Raw genomic sequence first — 20,209 nt, 5'->3', positions numbered from 1 at the left:
CGCCGCAGCCCGCCGCGCCCAACGCGCCAAGGAAAACGCCCCCGCATGTTTGACGCCAGTGTTCTCTCGCCCCTGCTGTTGACCCTCAAGATCTCCGTCCTGGCCACGGCCTCGGCCTGCATTCCGGCCATCGCCCTGGCCCGGCTGGCCACGGTGCGCAAATTTCCGGGCAGGGATCTCACCGACGCCGTCCTGACCCTGCCCATGGTGCTGCCCCCGACCGTGCTCGGCTACTACATCATCGTGTTCCTCGGCCGTCGGGGCATTGTCGGCCAGTATTTGTGGGAGCACTTCGGCTTCAACATCATGTTCACCTGGGAGGGCGCGGTCATCGCCGCGGCGGTGGTGGCCTTTCCCCTGGTCTACCGATCGGCCAGGGCCGCCTTCGAGGGTGTGGACGAGAATCTGGAGAACGCGGCCCGAACGCTCGGGGCCACGGAGACGGCCATCTTTTTCCGGGTGTCCCTGCCGCTGGCCCTGCGCGGTCTTTTGGCCGGCATCATGCTGGCCCAGGCCAGGGCCATGGGCGAATTCGGCGCCACGCTCATGGTCGCCGGCAACCTGCCCGGCAAGACCCAGACCATGTCGCTGGCTGTCTACAGCGCCATGGCCGCCAACAACGAAACCCTGGCCAACACGCTGGTGCTCATCATTTCCGTGGTGTGCGTCAGCCTGCTTGTCATCGTGGCAAAAGTCATCAAACCCAAAACATGAGAAGGAGAAGCGCGATGTTGAAAAAAACCCTGCTGGCCCTGACACTGGTTCTGGCCATGGCCCTGCCCGCCGCTGCCGCCCAGTTGACCGTGTCCGCCGCCGCCAGCCTCACCGACGCCTTCAACGCGGTGAAAACCGCCTACCAGAAAGAGCATCCCGGCGTTACCCTCAACATGAACTTCGCCGCTTCCGGAGCCTTGCTCTCCCAGATGGAACAGGGCGCGCCCGTCGACGTGTTCGCCTCGGCCAACCAGAAGACCATGGACAAGGCCGTGGATAAAAAGCTCATCAACACCGCCACCCGCGTCAACTTCGCCCAGAACTCCCTGGTCCTGGCCGTGCCCGCCGCCAACCCGGCCAAGGTGAAGGACCTCGCTTCCCTCAAGGGCGCCAGCGTCAAGACCATCGCCGTGGGCAACCCCGAAACCGTGCCCGCCGGCGCCTACACCAAGACGGCGCTGACCAAGGCCGGCGTGTGGGATGCCCTCAAGCCCAAGTTCATCATGGCCGAGTCCGTGCGCCAGGTGCTCAACTACCTCACCCGGGGCGAGGTCGACTGCGGCTTCGTGTACGGCACCGACGCCAAGCAGGGCGGGGACAAGGTCGCGATCATGGCCGAGATCCCGCTGGAAAAGCCGGTGAGCTACCCCATCGCCGTGCTTTCCAATGCGGCCAACAAGAAGGACGCCGCCTCCTTCATCGCCTTTGTCACCAGCCCCAAGGGCCAGGAAATCCTGAGCAAGTTTGGATTCAAGAAACCGTAACGCAAGGTTGGTCCATGCGCATCACCGTCAACATCACCAAGTCCTACAAATCGGCCCAGCGGGACTTCCACCTGCAGTCCGAATTCGCCACCACGGGCAACCGGGTGGTGCTGTTTGGCCCTTCCGGTTCGGGGAAAACGCTGACGCTGCGCGCCATCGCCGGGCTCATGCGGCCCGACGCCGGCACCATCACCGTGGACGGCCGTGTCCTTGTGGACACGACCGCCCGCGTGTTCGTGCCGCCCCGCTCGCGCAACATCGGCTACCTCTTCCAGGATTACGCCCTGTTTCCCCACCTCACCGTGCGCCAAAATGTGGGATTCGGCCTGAAACGGCTTTTCGGGCGAATGAGCCCGGAAAACACCAAGCGTGTGACGCAGATCATGGACCTTTTCGGCATCATCCCCCTGGCCGAGGTCAGGCCGTCCCGCATTTCCGGCGGGCAACGGCAGCGTGTGGCCTTGGCCAGGGCCCTTGTCGGCGACCCCAAGGCCCTGCTCCTCGACGAGCCCTTCTCCGCCCTGGACGTGCCGCTGCGCCAGCGGCTGCGGGTGGAGCTGGCCGGCATTTTAAACCGCCTGGACATCCCGCTGGTCATGGTCACCCACGACCCGGCCGACGTGGCCTTTTTCGGCGGCGACGTGGTCCACTACGCCGAAGGCAAGGTCAAGGAGATCCTGCCGGCCGAGGTCATGCGCCGCTCCATGGTGCGGGTGGCCTGACACGGAACCCGCGAATGCGCCGCCTTCGAAATCTGGAGGAACGCATCTCGCGGCCAGACGGCAGCCACTGCTTTCCCGGCGTCATTGACGGCTGTGGGCCACCCGCGTAGAGAGCAGGTGATAGGCCACACTCCGACAACCGGGACCGGACATGAACAGCCTGACCGACGCCGCTTTTACGACCACCCCCATCACCGCCGCCAACCTGGAGGAAGTGATGGCCGTGGTGTCCGACGCCGCCTACCGCGACGACGGGAACCTCGTCGCGGCGCTCACGACCGACGGGCTGACCCAGCTCGACCTGACCGGCAGCGGCACGGGGACCTACGTGGCCGCCAATGCCGCCTTCGACGCCTGGACCACGGTCATAAACGGCGAACCGGCGGCGATCATCGCCTTTCGCGGCACCGACGACATCAACTACTCCCTCGACGGCCTCAGTGCGTACGTAAGCAGCACCGACGCCTCCTATTGGCTCGATACCGAGGGCTACTACCACCTGATCGATCAGGGCGTGGAGGCCTTCGACGCCGCGGTCTCGGCCCTGGGCATAAGCCAGGTCTACGTCACCGGGCACAGCCTCGGCGGCGCGGCCGCCCAGGCCTACATGGCCGAGCATACCGACACCGCCGCGACCGACTACTCGGCCGTGGTGTTCGGCTCCCTGGGCCTTTCCGGCGGCGACGCGACCTGGGGCACGGACGCCCGGATAACGGCCTTCGCCGACAGCTCGGATTTCACCAATTCCCTCGGCACCCAGACGGCCGGGCTCACCATCACCGTGGCGACGGGCGAGACCAGCACGTCCTCGGGCCTCGACCTCTCGGCCCTGCTGACCGATCCGGCCTCGTTTCTCACCACCCACTCCATTTCGCTTTTCGCCGACGACGCCGCCCGCTACGACGCGGCCAAGGCCGGCATCCCATCCACCGACGTGACCACGTTCATCACGGCCACGGCCAAGGTGGGCGGCCTGACGCTGACCGTATCCCCCACTGCCTGAGTAGGCCCGGACACAAAAAAAGCCCGGGGAAACCCGGCCTTCCGACCACGTTCCCCCAGGCTCCCTTCTCAGCATTTCACATTACAACGTATTCCCGCACGATCCCCTTATAATAAACTTTAGGAAGGGGAGAGCGCGAGAGGGGAGAACCCTTTTTAAAGGGTTTCCCCTCTCGCATCTTCCCTCTCCTTAAAAGCTACCCCTTCCTCCCCTCTTCCTTCGGCTTGCGGCCGAAGCCGATAGCGTCGACGGGGCACACGCCCAGGCAGTCGCCGCAGTTGGTGCAGTTGGCTTCCTCGGGTCGCGTGGCCAGTTCGCAGAGCCGGTTGCATTTGCCGCAGCCGGTGCAGGCGCTGGTCTTGAAGACCTTCCAGACCGCCACGCCCTTGACCGCCTCCAGCGCGCCGCCCATGGGGCAGGCGAACCGGCACCAGGCCCCGGCCAAGGCGAGTCCCAGAGCCAAAAAGCCCAGGACGAGAAAGGAACGCACCAGCCACAGCAGGCCGGCATGGTCGAAGGTCAGGATGGCGGATTCGAAAAAGGCCCCCACCCGGATCGGCACGTCGGCCCGGGGCTGGCCCATGATATAATAGATGTAAAGGCAGGCGGCGAGGGCCAGGTACTTGCCGTAACCGGCCAGGCGCAGGGCCTTGCCGCCGTATTTGCGGCCAAAGGGGGCGAGCTTGCCCAAAAGCTGCACGGCCAGCCCGCCGGGGCAGAGCCAGCCGCAAAAGGCCCGGCCCACGGCCAGGACCGACAGCGGCAAAAGCAGCCAAAAGCCCCAGTAGGTGGAAAACACCCGGCCCGGACAGGTGATGACCGGACAGTTCTGGCAGCTTACGAAAGGCACCACGAACGGACAGCGCAGCAGGCCGTAAAGCGACCATTCGCCGAGCACCGCCAGGCCGGCGATCTGCACGATCCGCCGCCACAGGCGCACCCGCACCGAGGAAACCTTGCCGGCAACGGCGAGCTCAGACATCGCGCACCCCGTATTTTTCCACCAGTTGACGGCCCTTGTCCGACGTGGCCGCGATGAATCCCTGTCGTTCGAAATGGGCCTGGCCTTCGGGCGAAATCAGGAAATTGGCGTACCGTTCGGCCAGGGCCTTGTTGGGCGCGCTGGTCATGACGCCGACGGTGAAGGTCATGGGCGGCGGCGGGAAAAACCCTTCGTCGATGGGCACGACGTCCATGCGGCCGGCAAACTGGGGCAGCCGCGTCACGCGCAATTCGACCACGGACACGTCGCCGCGCCCGGACAGAATGTCGTCCATGACGCGCTGGACGCAGGTGCCGTTGGTGACGGCGTTTTTCCGGGCCGCCTCCAGTACACCGGCCTTTTTGAGCAGGGCCAGGGAAGCCGCGCCCCCGGGCGGCGAGGCTTCCGGGGCCAACACCACCTTGACCCCGGGCCGGGCCAGATCCTCGACGCTTTTGATGCCGGCCGGGTTGCCCGGCGGGGTCACCAGCACATACTGGGTGAAGCAAAGCGGCTTGAACCAGGCCATCTTGCCGGTGGCGCGCAGCTTTTGGGCCAGGGCCAGCACCCGGGCGGCGAACACGTCGGTGGTGGCCGAGCCGAGCAGGGATTTGCCGAGCGCCGCGGCAAAGGCCCCGGTATAGGCCACCTTGGCACCCGCCTTGGCCTCGAACTCCAGGTTGGCCGGCATCATGGCCTCGGCCAGTCCGCCGCACGACCAGACCCGCAGCATCTCCCCGGTTCCGGCCGCCCGCGCCGGCGCGACGCCGCAAAGCGCCCCGCAGGCGGAAACGGCGGCAGCCTTGAGAAATGTGCGCCGCCCCGGACAATCCGATTTTTCCCGCATCGCCCCCTCCTTTGGTCCCTCTCCGGACCGGATGTCAGAAAGCGGCGAGCCTACGGCATCGACACGGCACAATCCAATATCCTGTTCCTATCCAAGCGCGCTTGGGGTATCGACGACAGCGATACCCCAGGGATTCCCCGCCGGCCGGGCCGTTTCACGCCCGCCGCGCCGGCTCGATGCTTCGGGCTCAAAGCCGCCGACCTGTTGACAACGGTCACGAAAAGACTCTACGAAATCCAAGGAGATCATCAGACGATGCCTTCCCGTCTTACCCCCGTGCGCAGCCGCAAACTTGGCGATCTCGTCATCCAGCAGATCCAGGAGAAAATTTCCCTGGGTGTGTTCCCTCCGGGGGCGAAGATTCCCACCGAGCCCACGCTCATGGCCCAACTCGGCGTCGGCCGCTCCACCGTGCGCGAAGCTGTGCGCGTGCTGGTCAGCGCCGGGCTTTTGGAAGTGCGCCAGGGCGACGGCACCTATGTCCTGGAACGCCACTCGGGGCACGAACCCCTGGAATACCGCCTGCGCCGGGCCAAGACCGAAGAAATAAGCGAGGTGCGCCGCATCCTCGAGGTGGAGACGGTCCGGCTGGCCGCCGCCAATCGCAGCGCCGCCGATATCGAGACCATGCGCGAATGCCTGGAGAAAAAGCAGACCGCCCTGATCGCCGGCGATGCCCACGGCTACGTGACCGCCGACATCGCCTTCCACACCGCCGTGGCCGCGGCCAGCGGCAATGGCCTTCTGGCCGACCTCTACCGCAGCTTCTGCATGGTCTTTCAGGACTTTCTCGACACGCTGATCGCCGACCGGGGCGTCAACCAGTACCAAAACCGCATCCACACGGGCCTTTTGACCGCCATCGTCGAGAAGGACCCCGATGCGGCCGTGCGTTTCGCCCTGGAAGCCATGGACCGGACCAGCAGCGACGCCCAGGAGCTCGCCACCCAGTAAGCCGCCCGGCCCTGGGATTCCGGTCGCTGTCCAGGATTGCACCCCTTTTGAAACACCCTGTTATTTTGGGAAGATACATCTTCATTTGCGCGTCTTCCCTTGACACGCCGTGATCGGATTGTTACTCGTTTGGCACTCTATTGATTCGAGTGCCAAACCGGGGATGCTCCATCATGACGCTTTTGGATCGCGAACGGGAAGTACTGACCACCATCATCGAGGTCTATATCGCCACGGCCTCGCCGGTCGGCTCCCGGGCCGTGTCCAAAATCAGCCCCCTGGGGCTGTCACCGGCCTCCATCCGCAACATCATGGCCGACCTGACCGAGGCCGGCTATCTGGACCAGCCCCACACCTCGGCCGGGCGGGTGCCCACAGCCAAGGCCTTCCGCTTCTACCTCGACACGGTCATGCGTCCCTCGCCGCTGGCCGCCCGTGAGCGCCGCCGCATCGCCGACGACCTGGCCACGGCCGGGCTCGAGGTGGGCGACCTGTTGCGCCGGGCCTCGCGCGTGCTGGCCGGGCTGTCGCTCCAGGTGGCCATGGTCATCGCGCCGAAGCAAGCCGACGCGCGCTTCAAGCGCATCGACTTTTCCCTTTTAAACCCCGGCCTGGTCATGGTCCTGCTGGTGCTCCAGGGCGGCCTTGTCCGCACCCGGGTCATTGAGACCGCCCCCGAGGTCACGGCCGACAACCTGGTCAGCTACGCCAATTATTTAAACGAGCTGTTCGGGGACATGACCGTAAGCGAGGTCCGGGCCAGACTCGTGCGCGAGCTCGAGGAAGCCAAGCGGACCGTCAACGCCCTGTGCCGGGAAGCGCTGACCCTGGCCAGCTCCGCCTTCGACGGAGAACGCGAGGCGGCAAGCGAGGTCATCGTGGACGGCACGCCCAACATCCTGGGCCAGCCGGGATTCACCGACGCCGAACACCTGCGCGAACTCATGCGCGTGCTCGAAGAGCGCACGATCCTGCTTGAACTGCTGGACAAAACCGCAAACGAGCTTAGAACGGTAATAACCATCGGCGGCGAACTGGACCGTGTCGCCCTGGTCGACGTCGGCGTCATCACCGCGCCCTACGGCGCGGGCTCCCATCCACTCGGGGCCATCGGCCTTATCGGCCCCCTGCGCATGGATTACGCCAAGCTGGTGCCTGTGGTGAATTTCACCGCCGACACCTTAAGCCGGCTGCTGGACCGGCGTTTTTAACCGAAAAAGCCTCCGCTTGCGGCGCGACCGGTCCAAGCCGGCCTTTTTTCGCGCCCAGGTGGCTCACGTCCTGGAGGAAGCATGTCCCCTGAGCAGAAAAATCCCGAAGAAGTCCCCACTCCGGAAGATGCGGCCGCAACCGCCGGCTCCCCGGAGGAAGAGATCGAAAAACTGCGCGCCGAACTGGCCGCCGAAACCGACCACCGCCTGCGCAGCCTGGCCGAAGCGGAAAATTTGAAAAAACGCCTGCTGAAGGAAAAGGAAGAGTTCCAGAAATACGCCACCGAATCCCTGGTGTCGGAACTCCTGCCCGTCCTCGACCATCTCGACCTGGCCCTGGCCCACGGCCGGGGCAACGAAGCCTGCAAGGACTTCGTCATCGGCGTGGACATGACCAGAAAGGCCTTCGTCGACATCCTGGCCCGCCACGGCGTGGCCGAATTCGGCGCCGAGGGCGAGGCGTTCAGCCCCGAGACCCACGAGGCCCTGGGCATGGCCTCCCGCCCCGACCTGCCCGACGATACGGTGGCCCAGGTGGTCCAGAAGGGCTACAATCTGCGCGGCCGACTGCTGCGTCCGGCCAAGGTCATGGTCAACAAGGCCCAAAGCGCCGGCTAGGACGCCTTTTTTTCGCCAAAGCCCCTTTACTCGAATGAAACGGGCCTTATATAGCAGCCTGTCACCAGGAAATTATCCGTCCGCAGGACGAAAGACCATACCGGAACCACCAAGGAGGAAAGGCTATCATGGGTAAGATAATCGGGATCGACCTCGGGACCACCAACTCCTGCGTCTACGTCATGGAGGGCAAGGACCCGAAGTGCGTCACCAACCCCGAGGGCGGCCGCACCACCCCGTCCATCGTGGCCTTTACCAAGGAACGGCTGGTGGGCGAGATCGCCAAACGCCAGGCCGTCACCAACCCCGAGCGCACCATTTTCGCCATCAAGCGCCTGATGGGCCGCAAGTTCGACGGCCCGGAAGTCAAACGCTGGCTGGAGCACTGCCCCTATAAGATTGTCGAGGGCAACGGCGGCGACGCCTATATCGAGGTCGAGGGCAAGAAGTACAGCCCGGCCGAGATCTCGGCCATCATCCTCGGCAAGCTCAAAAAGGACGCCGAGGCGTACCTGGGCGAGACCGTGTCCGAAGCCGTCATCACCGTGCCGGCCTACTTCAACGACGCCCAGCGGCAGGCCACCAAGGACGCGGGCCGCATCGCCGGCCTCGAGGTCAAGCGCATCATCAACGAGCCCACGGCCGCTTCGCTCGCCTACGGCTTCGACAAGAAGTCCAACGAGAAGATCGCCGTGTTCGACCTTGGCGGCGGCACCTTTGATATCTCCATCCTGGAAGTCGGCGACAACGTCGTCGAAGTGCGCGCCACCAACGGCGACACCTTCCTCGGCGGCGAAGACTTCGACCAGCGCGTCATCAACTTCCTGGTCGAGGAATTCAAGAAGGAAAACGGCATCGACCTGGCCAAGGACCGCATGGCCCTGCAGCGCCTCAAGGAAGCCGGCGAAAAGGCCAAGAAGGAACTTTCCACGGCCATGGAGACCGAGGTCAATCTGCCTTTCATCACGGCCGATGCCTCCGGTCCCAAGCACATGATGGTCAAGCTCACCCGCAGCAAGCTGGAGTCCCTGGTCCACGACCTGGTCCAGCGCACCGTGGAGCCCTGCCGCAAGGCCCTGGCCGACGCCGGCCTCAAGGCCTCCGAGATCGACGAGGTCGTGCTCGTCGGCGGCATGACCCGTATGCCGCTGGTCCAGAAGAGCGTGCAGGAGTTCTTCGGCAAGGAGCCCAACCGTTCGGTCAACCCGGACGAGGTCGTGGCCATGGGCGCGGCCATCCAGGGCGGCATCCTGGCCGGCGACGTGAAAGATGTGCTGCTGCTCGACGTGACCCCGCTGTCCCTTGGCATCGAGACCCTGGGCGGCGTGTTCACCAAGCTGATCGACCGCAACACCACCATTCCGACCCGCAAGAGCCAGGTGTTCACCACGGCCGCCGACAACCAGCCGTCCGTGTCCATCCACGTGCTCCAGGGCGAGCGGCCCATGGCGAACGACAACATGACGCTCGGGCGCTTCGAGTTGGCCGGCCTGCCGCCGGCGGCCCGCGGCATCCCGCAGATCGAAGTCACCTTCGACATCGACGCCAACGGCATCGTCAACGTCTCAGCCAAGGACACCGGCACCGGCAAGGAGCAGTCCATCCGCATCACCGCTTCCTCGGGCCTGTCCGAATCCGACATCCAGAATCTCATCAAGGATGCCGAGTCCCATGCCGAGGACGACAAGAAGAAGCAGGAACTCATCGAGGTGCGCAACCAGGCCGACACGCTGGTCTACACCACCGAGAAGTCCCTGGCCGAGCTCGGCGAGAAGGTCGACGCCGCCACCCGCGGCGATATCGAGGCCAAGCTCAACCACGTCAAGGAAACCTTGAAGGGCGATGACGGCGACGCCATCAAGCGCGCCACCGAGGACCTGTCCCAGGCCTCGCACAAGCTGGCCGAGACCCTCTACCAGCAGAAGGCCCAGGCCGGCGGCGCCCAGCCCGGCGGTCCCGAGGCCGGTCCCGCTGGCGGAGCCCAGGCCGGCAAGGCCGGTCCCGACGAGGACGTGGTCGACGCCGATTACACCGAAGTAAAATAGTCGCGCCGGGCGCGTACTTGCTTTCGCGTCCGATCACGCGTAGTTGAAAGCCTGACCCGTCCCCAGACGGGTCGGGCTTTTTTCATGCTCTGGCCACGGCGGCACGGCCGCCAAACCCCCGGTTCGCCCATGCACGCCAAGACCTCACTTATCCGCCTCTCCCCCCGCCTTGCCGCGGGGTTGGTATTGTGTCTCGTCCTGACCACCCTTTCGGGTTGCGGCGGTCTTTTCTCCGGATCCAAGACACCGCCGCCGACGCCGCAAGCGCCAACGCCGACGCCGACGGTCGTGACGCCGGCCCCGCCGCCGACGCCTGTGAGCCAGAATACCGTGGCCGTGCTGCTGCCCCTCGGCGGCCCGTTCCGCGAACTCGGCGGCAAGGTGCAAAAGGGCATCAAGGCGGCCCAGGACGAGCTGGCCGCGGCCGGCACGCCCCTGGACGTCATCGTCATCGACGCCACCCAGCCCGACTGGGTCAACACCCTGCGCAACCTGCCGCCGGAAGTCGGCGTGGTGGGCGGGCCGATGCACCCCTTGACGCTTAAGGAACTGCAATCCACCGGATTGCTGCAAAGCCGCGTTTTCCTGGCTTTTCTGTCCAACCTGGGCGATGCCCGCGAAGGTATCGACGCCTGGCGGTTTTTCCCCAGCGCGGCGGATGAGATCGACGCGCTGTTGCGCCTGTCGCTGACCAATTACGGCATCAACCAGTTCGGCATCCTGCGCCCCGGCGACCGCTACGGCCAGTCCATGGGCGAGGCCTTCGCCCTGGCTGCGTCCCAGCTGGGCGGGCAGATCACGGCCACGGGCGTGTATTCGCCCCAGGACGCAACCGGCTGGGATGCGACCGTGCTGGAGATGCTCAAGACCGGCGGCGGCCGGCCCGGTTTCGGGGCCGTGTTCATCCCCGACGACTGGGCCCGGGCGGACAAGGTGCTGGCCAATTTCTTCCGCAACAAGGTCGACGACCTGCTCATTCTCGGCCCGCAGCTGTGGACCGAGGCGCTCTACCGCGCGGCCGCCAACAAGACGCCGATCAACATCAACAACTACCGTCTGGCCGTGTGCCCCGGGGCCTGGTGGCCCGAGAGCCAGGGCAAGGCCACCCAGGACCTCCTCGCGGCCATGCGCGCCGCCGGCGACGACCATCCCGACATGTGGGAGGCCCTCGGCTACGACTTCACCCGGTTCGCCGCCCGCCTGGGACGCCTGCCCCAGGGCACGCCGCCCCAGGACGTCAGCTCCCGCCTCGCCCAGGCCGCCAAGGGCATGGACTTCAGCATGGCCCCCCTGTCCTATGGACCGGACGGCCGGGCCCATGTGGCCATGTATCTCTTCCGTCCGTCGGTGGCCGGGCCGGTGCTGCTCGATCCCGAGGGATTCCGCCAGCGCCTCAACGCCATCAGGCAAAAGGCCCTGGAAAATCCGGCCCCCGAAACCGAGCAGTCCTATTCGCCCAATCCCGCGCCGGCCGCCCAGCCGGGCGCGCCCGTTGCGACCCCACCGGCCCAACAACAGCCGGCCCAACAACAGCCGGCCAGCCCGGCCACGGTCCAGCCCGCGCAGCCACAACAGCAGCCGGCCGCGCCCAAGCCGCAACAGCAACAACCCGCCCCGCTGGAGCCGGTCCCGGCCCACCAGCAGGTCATGTCGGTCTCCTGACCCAAGGGAGTTCGAGGTATGAAGATCAGCCCGGAAGAAGCGGCCAAGGTGGCCAAACTGGCGAGGCTTCGTTTCGACGAGGAGGCCCTGGCCGGATTCGCCGGCCAGATGGAAGACATCCTGGCCTACATGGACACCCTTGGCGCGGTGGATACCGAAGGCGTGGAGCCGCTTTACAGCCCGGTGCTGCACGCGACGCCCCTGCGCGAGGACAAGGCGCAAAAGACCTGCCCCCGCGACAAGGTGCTGGCCAACGCGCCGGCCACCGACGGCCAGTTCTTCGTCGTGCCGAAGATTGTGTAAAGAAAAAAAGATACAGAAAGCGGGGCGCTGCCCCGCACCCCGCCGAGGGGCCAAGGGCCCCCCGGTCCCCCCATCAAGGGGAAAGGGGGTACGCGCATAAAGGATTTGTCATGTCCGAGATTTGCCGTCTGTCCCTGACCGGAGTCCGCGACAAACTGGCCGCCGGGGAAATCAAGGCCGAGGAAGCCGTCGCCGCCTGCCTGGGCCGCATCGAAGCCACCGAGCCCAGGATCAAGGCCGTCCTCACCCTCACCGCCGAGGCCGCCCAGGAGCAGGCCAAGACCATGGACGCCGCCGGTCCGGACACCGGCAAACGCCTGTGGGGCGTGCCGGTGCTCATCAAGGACGCCATCTGCGTGGCCGACGCCCCCACCACCTGCGCCTCCAAGATCCTGGAAAATTTCGTTCCCTTCTACGATGCCGCCTGCATTGCCAAGCTGCGGGACGCCGGCGCGATCATCCTCGGCAAGGCCAACATGGACGAGTTCGCCATGGGATCCTCCACGGAAAATTCCGCTTTCAAGGTCACGGCCAACCCCTGGGACACCTCCCGCGTCCCCGGCGGATCGAGCGGCGGATCGGCCGCCGCCGTGGCCTCCGGCCAATGCTTCGCGGCGCTCGGCACCGACACCGGCGGCTCCATCCGCCAGCCCGCCGCCTTTTGCGGGACGCTGGGCATAAAGCCCACCTACGGCCGCGTGTCGCGCTACGGACTGGTCGCCTACGGCTCGAGCCTCGACCAGATCGGCCCCCTGGCCCGCAATGCCGCCGACGCCGCCGCCATGCTCACCGTCATTTCCGGCCACGATCCCCGGGATTCCACCTCCGCCCCGCGTGAGGTCCCGGATTTCGAGGCCGCCATCGCCGACGCCAAAGATCTCTCCGGCCTCACCATCGGCCTGCCGGACGAATACTGGGGCGACGGTGTGGACGAGGAAGTGCGCGCCGCCTGCCAGTCGGCCGTGGATACGGCCCAAAAACTCGGCGCCAACGTCGTGCCCGTCTCCCTGCCCCACACCCCCTACGCCGTGGCCACCTACTACATCGTGGCCATGGCCGAAGCCTCCTCCAACCTGGCCCGGTTCGACGGCGTGCGCTACGGCTACCGCGCCCCGGACGCCAAGTCGCTGGAAGAGCTCTACGAACTGTCGCGCTCCCGGGGATTCGGCCACGAAGTCAAGCGCCGCATCGTCATCGGCACCTACGTGCTCTCGGCCGGCTACTACGACGCCTACTACCGCAAGGCGGCCCAGGTCCGACGCCTCATCCGCCAGGATTTCCTCGACGCCTTCAGCAAATGCGACGTCATCTGCGGCCCGACCTCGCCCTTCGCCGCCTTCCCCATCGGCCAGATGTCCGGCGACCCACTCAAGATGTACTTGAGCGACATCTTTACGATTTCCTTGAACCTTGCCGGCCTGCCCGGACTCTCCATGCCCGTGGGTCTCGGCAAGGACTCGAACATGCCCATCGGCATGCAGCTCTTCGGCCCGGCCTTCGACGAAACAACCATCTTGCGCACGGCCAAGGTCCTCGGCGACGCCTTGCCGGGACTGCCCGAACCGGCGGGATTGTAATTGTAAGCGATTGCCTCCGGCGTCCAGGGGGAAACTTTTTGAAAAAAGTTTCCCCCTGGACCCCCTTCAAAAACTTTCGGCGGGGTGGGTGTGTTCACTTCACCGCGACCGTGATGTTCAGAAGGTAGGCCTGTAAGAAACGAGCGACTCGTTGCCCTTGTATAACGCGACCTTCACGGTCCGATCATGCGGGAACGAACCACCATTACTTCCGGACTTGAAACGCGTGGCCATGGCCGGCGTGGGGGCAGAGCAGGCGCGAAGGCGTATTCTTCAAATATGCGCCGCACGCGGCTGCCCTGCCCCCACGCCGGCCGGTCAGCCAGGGACGCAGACAGTCAGACAGTCGGACAGCACAATAAATCCCCCTGTACAGTGAAATGATCCTTCTCGGCCATACCCAAGAGCCGAAAGGATGTTTTTTCCCCAGGTATGAATCGGATCGCCAGGGGGGGCAGGGGGCAGGACGGACGCCAAGGCGTATTCTTCAAATATGCGCCGCGCGCGGCCGCCCTGCCCCCTGCCCCCCACCCAACCAGCCGGAGGATTTTCATGCGCATAGCCGTAGCCGTTTCCGGCGGCGCGGACAGCCTCCTTGCCCTGGGCCTGCTGCACGCCGAAGGGCATGAGGTCTTCGCGATCCACGCCCATTTTCTGCCCCCGGACGACAAACAAACAGCTCTCGCGGCGGCCATTACCGCCCAATGCGCGGCCATCGGCGTCCCCTTCCAGGCCCTCGACCTGTCGAAGGCTTTCCGGGCCCGCGTCATCGAGCCCTTCATCGCCGCCTACGTTGCCGGCGAGACCCCCAATCCCTGCGCCGCCTGCAACCGCGACCTGAAATTCGGCCTGCTGGCCGAGGCCGCGCGCTCCCTTGGCGCGGACAAGATCGCCACCGGCCACTATGCCCGGCTTGCGGACACTGCCGAGGGCACGGCCCTTTTTCGCGGCGCGGACGCCACGCGCGACCAGAGCTATTTCCTGTCCCTGGTGCCGCAAAGCGCCCTGGCCCGGGCCGTTTTCCCCCTGGCCCGGCGCAAAAAAGTCGACAATCCCGAGGCCTTGGCCGCCCAGGGCCTGGCTCCGCCCCTGCCCCGGGAATCCCGCGAGGTCTGCTTCGTGCCCGGCGACGACTACCGCGCCTTTCTGGAGGCAAGCGGCGTTCCCCTCTCCGGCCCCGGCCCCATTGCGCTCCCGGACGGCACGATCCTCGGCGCGCACCAGGGTCTGTGGCGGCACACCATCGGCCAACGCAAGGGCCTTGGCGTGGGCTGGCGCGAGCCGCTCTACGTCCTGGCCAAGGACGCCGCCGCCAACACGTTGCGCGTCGGCCCGAAAAAGGACCTCCTGGCCACATCCTGCCGCGCCCGGGAGGTCAACGTGCTCGTCCCGCCGGAGCGCTGGCCGGAAACGGTCCTGGGGCAGACCTGCTACCGCATGGCCCCGCGTCCGGCCCGGGCCGTAATCGCGGCGGACGGCAGTCTGGACATCGTGTTCGAAGCACCGCTCCCCCGCCCCACCCCCGGGCAGGTGGCCACCCTGTACGATGCGGCGGGCCGCGTGCTCGCCGGCGGCGTTATTGTAGCGTAGGCAAAGGAAGAGGGGAGCCTCCGGCGGCCCGGGGGAAACTTTTTGAAAAAAGTTTCCCCCGGGACCCCTATCAAAAACTTCTCATAGGGCAGGGGACGGTACCGGAGAGGGGCAAAACCTGACCGGCGCGGGCGGCAAGTCCTCCCCCCGGCCTTGTCTTCCCCGGAAAGCTTGGCTAAATGGCGTTGGTCCCGGCGTTTCGGGATCAGGAACCTTCCGTATGCCAACCACCGCCCGTCGTCTGTATCCCCTGCTGCTCGTCCTGCTGCTCCTGGCCGGGGCGGTCTTGCGTCTGGCCTATCTCGGCGAACCCTCGCTGTGGTGGGACGAATTCATCACGCTCGGCATCTCCCAGCTTTCCATCGGCCGCATGCTCCACATCCTGACCGTGGTCGGCCCGTCGGACATCGGCGGCGAGTTCTTCCCGCCGCTCTATCATCTGATCACCCACTTCGTGCTCTCCGTCAGCCATGACGATGCCGTGCTGCGACTTTTGAGCGTCGCCAGCGGCACGGCCTCCATCGCCGTGCTCTACGGGCTGATCAGCGAAATCCTGTCGCGCCGGGCCGGGCTTTTCGCCGCCGGGCTCACCACCTTTTCCGTCTACCAGCTTCATTATTCCCGGGAACTGCGGCCCTACAGCCTCTTCATGCTGCTGGCCCTGCTGTCGCTTTGGGCGCTCTACCGGGCGCTTTCGCGCGGCGGCGCTCTCCGCTACGTCGCCTACGCCCTGGTCACCATGGCCATGTGCTACACGTCCTACATGGCCAGCTCCAACATCGCGGCCGAGGGCGTGTTCACGGTATGGTTCCTGGGCGGCCGGCTGGCGAAAAAGGACTTGCCGCTGCGGACAGCGATCAAGAAAGGACTGGCCCTGTTGGCCGCCGTGGCCGTGGTCGGGCTGTGCTACCTGCCGTGGATTCCGGCCTATCGCAACATCTTCACATTGCTGCGGTCCAAAGGCGTTTCCCCCGGCATCCCGGCCGATTTCCCCCTCACCGTGCTGACGGAATTCGGGGCCTACGCGGCCGAACGCCACGGCCTGCCCTGGCTGCCCCTGGCCTTGCTGGGACTGGCCGGCTGCGTCATCGCCGCCAGACGCCGCTACCGCGACGGGCTGGTGCTGCTCGGGGCCTTTGCCTTCATGCCGGTGGTGGCCTTTCTCGTCGCCGGCACCCAGCTCGAAATCAGCTCCCGCTACGTCTTCAACGCCTATTACCTGCTCATGGCCATGGCCGGGCTGGCCATGGCCGTACTCCTCGATCGCATCGCCGCCCATCTGGACCTGTCCGAAAAAAGCACCGCCTGGGCCGTGCCCCTGGTCGGCATCTGCCTGTGCGTTGTCGTCAACATCCCCAACCTGCGCTCGCTCGGGATCTACTATCGCCGCGAAACGTCCTATTCCAAGGAACTGGCCGATTATCTCGCCTGGAACAAGAACGACGTGCGCTACCTGTTCTACCAGAGCAACCGCAATCCCAAGCTCATTGCCGACTGGTACCTGCCCCACGTCTTTGAAAACCTTTCCCATTATACGCCGCAGGGCTACAAGCGCACGTATCATCTGATCCAAAGCGATCTGACGCCGCCCCAAACGCCCTTCTTCCCGCACAAGCGCATCACCATCCAGGATACCACGGTCTCGGCCATCGGCCTTGTCAGCACGGCCCCGGTGGTGCTCTACCCGGACGCGAAAGGCGCGGCGCGCTTCGTCGAGGACTTCACCACCTACAACTTCTACGCCGACTGCGACGAAGCGGTGAACCTCGGCCCCGAAAGCCGCTACCACACCCTGTCCCACTATGATTACGAAAAGCCCGGCCATGCGACCTATACCTTCCAGGCCGCCGCCGGAACACGCATTACCGCCGCGAAGCTGTCGCTGATGTTCTCGGCCACGTTCCTTGAAGGCGTGCCGTCGGATTCGCGCATCGGCGTGTCCGTGGCCGTCGGCGACGCGCCCTTTACGGAAATCGGCACGGTGACCGGCAAGGACTTTCTCGGCCCGGACGGCAAGCTGATCGCCCCCAATCATGAAAAGCGCCGCTTCATCACCAAAACCTATGACCTGCCGGCCATCGATCCGGGCACCGAAAAGGTCCGCCTGCGCCTGGATTACGGCCCGGTGGCCAACCCCGGCATCATCGAGGCCATCCGCATCGAGGCGAGCGCCACCATGGCTGGTCGGCCGACCGGTCCCGGCCCGGCCGAAGCCGCGCTTCTTCGCGCCGCCGGGCATAACGCCCTGGCCACGTGGCATCCCGGGGAGCCCCTCGTCGATGCCGACGCACTCTACGTTTTCCCAGCCGGTCCGGACATTCCCCAGGGCCCGGCCAATCCCGCAAGCGCCCTGGCCCCGTTTCTGGCCGCCCATCCCGGCATCGAGCCCGTGTTTGCCATCCCCGGCGAAAACGGTGAACCGGCCTATCTTTTTTACGATCCGGACCTGACCGATCCCTTCGTCGCCCTGGCGCAAAATGTTCCGGTCACGGCCCGCCTGGGCGAAACGCCGCCCCGCAACGTTCCGGCCATCAAGCTCTCCGGCGCGCTCAACCGCCCCAGGCTGCGCATCGGCGACACGGAGCTTGCCGTGCCGGTGCTGGCCCCGCCGCCGACGACCCTGCTCCTCGGCACGGACGGCGTCGGCGTACTGCGCTTCGAGCCGAGCTTCGCCCGGGAAAAGGAAGCCCTGGCCGCCTTTCCGCTGGCCTGGAACATCCGCAAGAACGACGGCGAGGACTGCCTGTCCTGCAAGGCCCCGGGCCCTTGCTCGGTCACCGTGCCCATAAGCTCCGCCTACCCGATCAAGACCCTGCGCATCCTGTCCTATCCCCGCGTGTTCGCGGACAAGGCCGGCAAAAATACGGTCACCGTGTCCTTCTCCCCGGACGGGACCCATTTCAGGCCCCTGGACACCCTGCATAGCGACCGCTCGGGCCTGTGGCAGGGGCTCATGGTGCGGCGCGTGTCGGTCATGCGCTTTCGCCGCCCCATCACCAACGGCTTCGTCCGCTTCGATCTTTCCGGCCAGGGCGCGCAGCTCTGGTCGCGCGACGTGACCCGCATGCGCATCGAGGCCGTGCTCGACGCATCCAGGTTTCGCGGTCTGACCGAAAGCGCCCCGACCTTCCCGCTCAAGCTCGAAGACAACGCCGGCGCGTCCCTGTCCCTATTCCTCTCGCCACGGCCCCAGCCTTATCTGCCGGGCCTGCAGGACGATTTCTGATGGCGCTGCCCGCCATTCGCGACGTGCTCCTCGACCGGGACGGCACCATCATCGAGGAACGCCACTATCTCTGCGACCCGGCCGGCGTGGCGCTCGTCCCCGGCGGCGGCGAAGCCCTGGGACGGCTCGTCCGGGCCGGGAAACGGCTTTTTTGCGTCACCAACCAATCCGGCATCGGCCGTGGGTATTATACCCAAACGCATTTCCAGGCTGTCCAAAAGCGACTGGTGGACCTCCTTGTCCCCTTTGGCGCGAAATTTACCGAAACGGCCTTCTGCCCCCATGCGCCAGGCGACAATTGCGCCTGCCGCAAGCCGGCCACGGGCCTGTTCGAGACCCTCTCCGCCCGCCACGGCCTCGACCCGGCCGCCACGGCGATGATCGGCGACGCGGCTTCGGACATCGCCTTCGGACTGGCCTTCGGCGCGGCCGTCACCATCCTCGTCATGACCGGCCATGGCAGGCGGGATGCCGATAAACTCCAGCTGCCGCACCTTTCCGGCGACGTTTGGGTCCTGGCCGAGCGTCAACCCGCCTGGCCCCATGTCCTGGCCCGCGACCTGCCCGCCGCCGTGGCCTTTCTCCTCGAGGCGGAAACGGCCGGGACGCCCCGCCCATGAGCCGCGCCCTGGCCAAGGCCCTGTCCAGCCAATGGGCGGCCACGCTTTACGCCGCCGCCGTCTCCGTGGGCCTCACCTTCCTGCTCGGCCGCGTCCTGGGACCGGCCGGCTTCGGCCAGTACACCTACATCCTCACCCTGGCCTCGCTCTTCGCCATTCTCCAGGACGGCGGCTTCACCACGCTCATCTTCCGCGAAACCGCCAAGGCCGGGCTCGTAACGTCCACGGGGCGGCCGCCGCTCATGTCCCTGGCCATAGGACATCTGGCCGCAACGACACTTTTCGGCCTGTGCCTGCTTCCCCTTTTTTCCCGGGGCGAGCGCTCGTCCCTGGGCGCGGCCGTGCTCTACTACGCCCTTTTCACCGCCGCCGCCCTGGTCTCCGCCCACCTCAAGGGCCATAACAATTTCGCCGCCGAGGCCGTCTGGCGCGCCGTCACCCGCACCGCCACCGCCATCTGCGCCGGCCTCGCCCTGCTGGTGCCGTCACCCGGCCCCACCGTCATCTTCCTCGGCCTGCTCGTCGGACAAGCCATCGCCCTGGCCACTCCCTTTGCCAAGCCGCTGGCCGTGCGGCCACGCCTGGCCGTCAGCCGCGAAATCTACGCCCCCTGTCTGGCCTTTCTGTGCATCTCCGCCGCCACGGCCATCTACTTCCGCTGCGATATCGTGCTGCTGCGCCTGCTCACCCCGGACCCGGCCGAGGTCGGCAACTACGCCGCCGCCTACCGCCTCATCGAAGGCGTCATCATGCTGGCCACGCCGCTGGCCCACATCTTTTTCCGCAAACTGCGCGTCTCCCTGGACGACGCCCAGGCCTTCAAGCGTTCCTTCACCCTCATGCTCGCCGTCATGATCGGCCTGGCCGCCGCCGCCACCATCGGCGGGCTTCTCCTCGGCCCGTTCATCCTCACCCTGGCCTTCGGCCACAAATATGCCGCAGCGATCCCCCTGCTCGCCTGGCTGCTCGCCTCCCTGCCCTTCATCCTCCCCAATTACGTCCTCACCCAGGCCCTCGTCGCCCTCGGCCGCGAACGCTACTACGCCGGCGTCACCATCGCCGCCGCCGGCCTCAACATCGGCCTCAACCTGCTTTTGATCCCACTCCTCGCCGCCAAAGGCGCGGCCCTGGCCACCATCGCCACCGAAGCCGCCCTCTGCGCCGGCCTCGCCCTGTCCTTCGTCAGGCAGGGCTTTGCGGCGAAGGCCGGCGAGTAGCGGTTAGGCTGGGCGAAGGGAAAGGCAAAGGCGGCTGGGGCTCTGCCCCAGACCCCGCCGGGAGGCCACGGGCCCCCCGGTCCCCCCGATTCGGCTCTGGTCGGGCGGGAGTGCGGTGGGTTGGCGGGAAGTCGGAGAGTGGAGAAGATGGCGG

Annotated in this window: 17 protein-coding genes; 15 read left to right on the top strand and 2 right to left on the bottom strand. The window is 66.2% G+C overall.

Features of this window, described 5'->3' with window-relative positions:
- Positions 1 to 45: 45 nt before the first annotated feature.
- The 4 genes from modB (at position 46) to K9F62_13520 (ending at position 3,203) form a co-directional block, all read left to right on the top strand.
- Complete coding sequence (gene modB / locus K9F62_13535; protein UJX39734.1) at positions 46 to 714, top strand: molybdate ABC transporter permease subunit; 669 nt, start codon at positions 46 to 48, stop codon at positions 712 to 714.
- A gap of 14 nt (positions 715 to 728) precedes the next feature.
- Complete coding sequence (modA, locus tag K9F62_13530) at positions 729 to 1,478, top strand: molybdate ABC transporter substrate-binding protein (protein ID UJX39733.1); 750 nt, start codon at positions 729 to 731, stop codon at positions 1,476 to 1,478.
- A gap of 14 nt (positions 1,479 to 1,492) precedes the next feature.
- Positions 1,493 to 2,200, top strand: a complete 708-nt coding sequence (locus tag K9F62_13525; protein UJX39732.1) for an ABC transporter ATP-binding protein — start codon at positions 1,493 to 1,495, stop codon at positions 2,198 to 2,200.
- 151 nt (positions 2,201 to 2,351) lie between these two features.
- Positions 2,352 to 3,203, top strand: a complete 852-nt coding sequence (locus K9F62_13520; GenBank protein ID UJX39731.1) for an alpha/beta hydrolase — start codon at positions 2,352 to 2,354, stop codon at positions 3,201 to 3,203.
- Positions 3,204 to 3,399: 196 nt separating this feature from the next.
- On the opposite strand, the gene K9F62_13515 is transcribed toward K9F62_13520, so the two are convergent.
- Both K9F62_13515 and K9F62_13510 read right to left on the bottom strand, forming a co-directional pair.
- Entirely contained in the window at positions 3,400 to 4,185 is a 786-nt protein-coding gene (locus tag K9F62_13515; GenBank protein ID UJX39730.1) for a 4Fe-4S binding protein, read from the bottom strand.
- Entirely contained in the window at positions 4,178 to 5,032 is an 855-nt protein-coding gene (locus K9F62_13510) for a substrate-binding domain-containing protein (GenBank protein ID UJX39729.1), read from the bottom strand. The genes K9F62_13515 and K9F62_13510 overlap by 8 nt, the downstream gene beginning before the upstream one ends.
- Before the next feature lie 255 nt (positions 5,033 to 5,287).
- On the opposite strand from K9F62_13510, the gene K9F62_13505 reads away from it, so the two are divergent.
- The 11 genes from K9F62_13505 (at position 5,288) to K9F62_13455 (ending at position 20,055) form a co-directional block, all read left to right on the top strand.
- Positions 5,288 to 5,986: a FadR family transcriptional regulator gene (locus K9F62_13505; GenBank protein UJX39728.1), complete on the top strand. Its 699-nt coding sequence runs from the start codon at positions 5,288 to 5,290 to the stop codon at positions 5,984 to 5,986.
- Positions 5,987 to 6,159: 173 nt separating this feature from the next.
- Positions 6,160 to 7,197 carry a heat-inducible transcriptional repressor HrcA gene (gene hrcA / locus K9F62_13500; protein ID UJX39727.1) on the top strand — a complete coding sequence of 346 codons (1,038 nt, stop codon included), beginning with the start codon at positions 6,160 to 6,162 and terminating at the stop codon, positions 7,195 to 7,197.
- A gap of 81 nt (positions 7,198 to 7,278) precedes the next feature.
- Positions 7,279 to 7,815, top strand: coding sequence for a nucleotide exchange factor GrpE (locus tag K9F62_13495; protein ID UJX39726.1), 537 nt, complete (start codon positions 7,279 to 7,281; stop codon positions 7,813 to 7,815).
- Positions 7,816 to 7,943: 128 nt separating this feature from the next.
- Positions 7,944 to 9,860 (top strand): molecular chaperone DnaK, encoded by a 1,917-nt coding sequence (gene dnaK / locus K9F62_13490; protein ID UJX39725.1) that lies wholly within the window; start codon positions 7,944 to 7,946, stop codon positions 9,858 to 9,860.
- A 129-nt stretch (positions 9,861 to 9,989) separates the two neighbouring features.
- On the top strand, positions 9,990 to 11,522 hold the full coding sequence (locus tag K9F62_13485; GenBank protein UJX39724.1) for a penicillin-binding protein activator: 1,533 nt from the start codon (positions 9,990 to 9,992) through the stop codon (positions 11,520 to 11,522).
- Between the two features lie 18 nt (positions 11,523 to 11,540).
- Positions 11,541 to 11,825 carry an Asp-tRNA(Asn)/Glu-tRNA(Gln) amidotransferase subunit GatC gene (gene gatC / locus K9F62_13480; protein UJX39723.1) on the top strand — a complete coding sequence of 95 codons (285 nt, stop codon included), beginning with the start codon at positions 11,541 to 11,543 and terminating at the stop codon, positions 11,823 to 11,825.
- 110 nt (positions 11,826 to 11,935) lie between these two features.
- Positions 11,936 to 13,402, top strand: a complete 1,467-nt coding sequence (gene gatA / locus K9F62_13475; GenBank protein ID UJX39722.1) for an Asp-tRNA(Asn)/Glu-tRNA(Gln) amidotransferase subunit GatA — start codon at positions 11,936 to 11,938, stop codon at positions 13,400 to 13,402.
- Between the two features lie 552 nt (positions 13,403 to 13,954).
- Complete coding sequence (mnmA, locus tag K9F62_13470; protein ID UJX39721.1) at positions 13,955 to 14,992, top strand: tRNA 2-thiouridine(34) synthase MnmA; 1,038 nt, start codon at positions 13,955 to 13,957, stop codon at positions 14,990 to 14,992.
- A 220-nt stretch (positions 14,993 to 15,212) separates the two neighbouring features.
- Positions 15,213 to 18,218, top strand: a complete 3,006-nt coding sequence (locus tag K9F62_13465; protein ID UJX39720.1) for a glycosyltransferase family 39 protein — start codon at positions 15,213 to 15,215, stop codon at positions 18,216 to 18,218.
- Complete coding sequence (locus K9F62_13460) at positions 18,218 to 18,838, top strand: HAD family hydrolase (protein UJX39719.1); 621 nt, start codon at positions 18,218 to 18,220, stop codon at positions 18,836 to 18,838. The genes K9F62_13465 and K9F62_13460 overlap by 1 nt, the downstream gene beginning before the upstream one ends.
- The gene (locus tag K9F62_13455) at positions 18,835 to 20,055 is read left to right on the top strand and encodes an oligosaccharide flippase family protein (GenBank protein ID UJX39718.1); all 1,221 of its coding nucleotides are present in this window, start codon (positions 18,835 to 18,837) and stop codon (positions 20,053 to 20,055) included. Before K9F62_13460 ends, K9F62_13455 begins: the two co-directional genes overlap by 4 nt.
- Positions 20,056 to 20,209: the final 154 nt, after the last annotated feature.

It is taken from the genome of Desulfovibrio sp. JY (assembly GCA_021730285.1).
Taxonomy (GTDB): domain Bacteria; phylum Desulfobacterota; class Desulfovibrionia; order Desulfovibrionales; family Desulfovibrionaceae; genus Solidesulfovibrio.
This window is presented reverse-complemented; position numbering and strand designations above follow the sequence as displayed.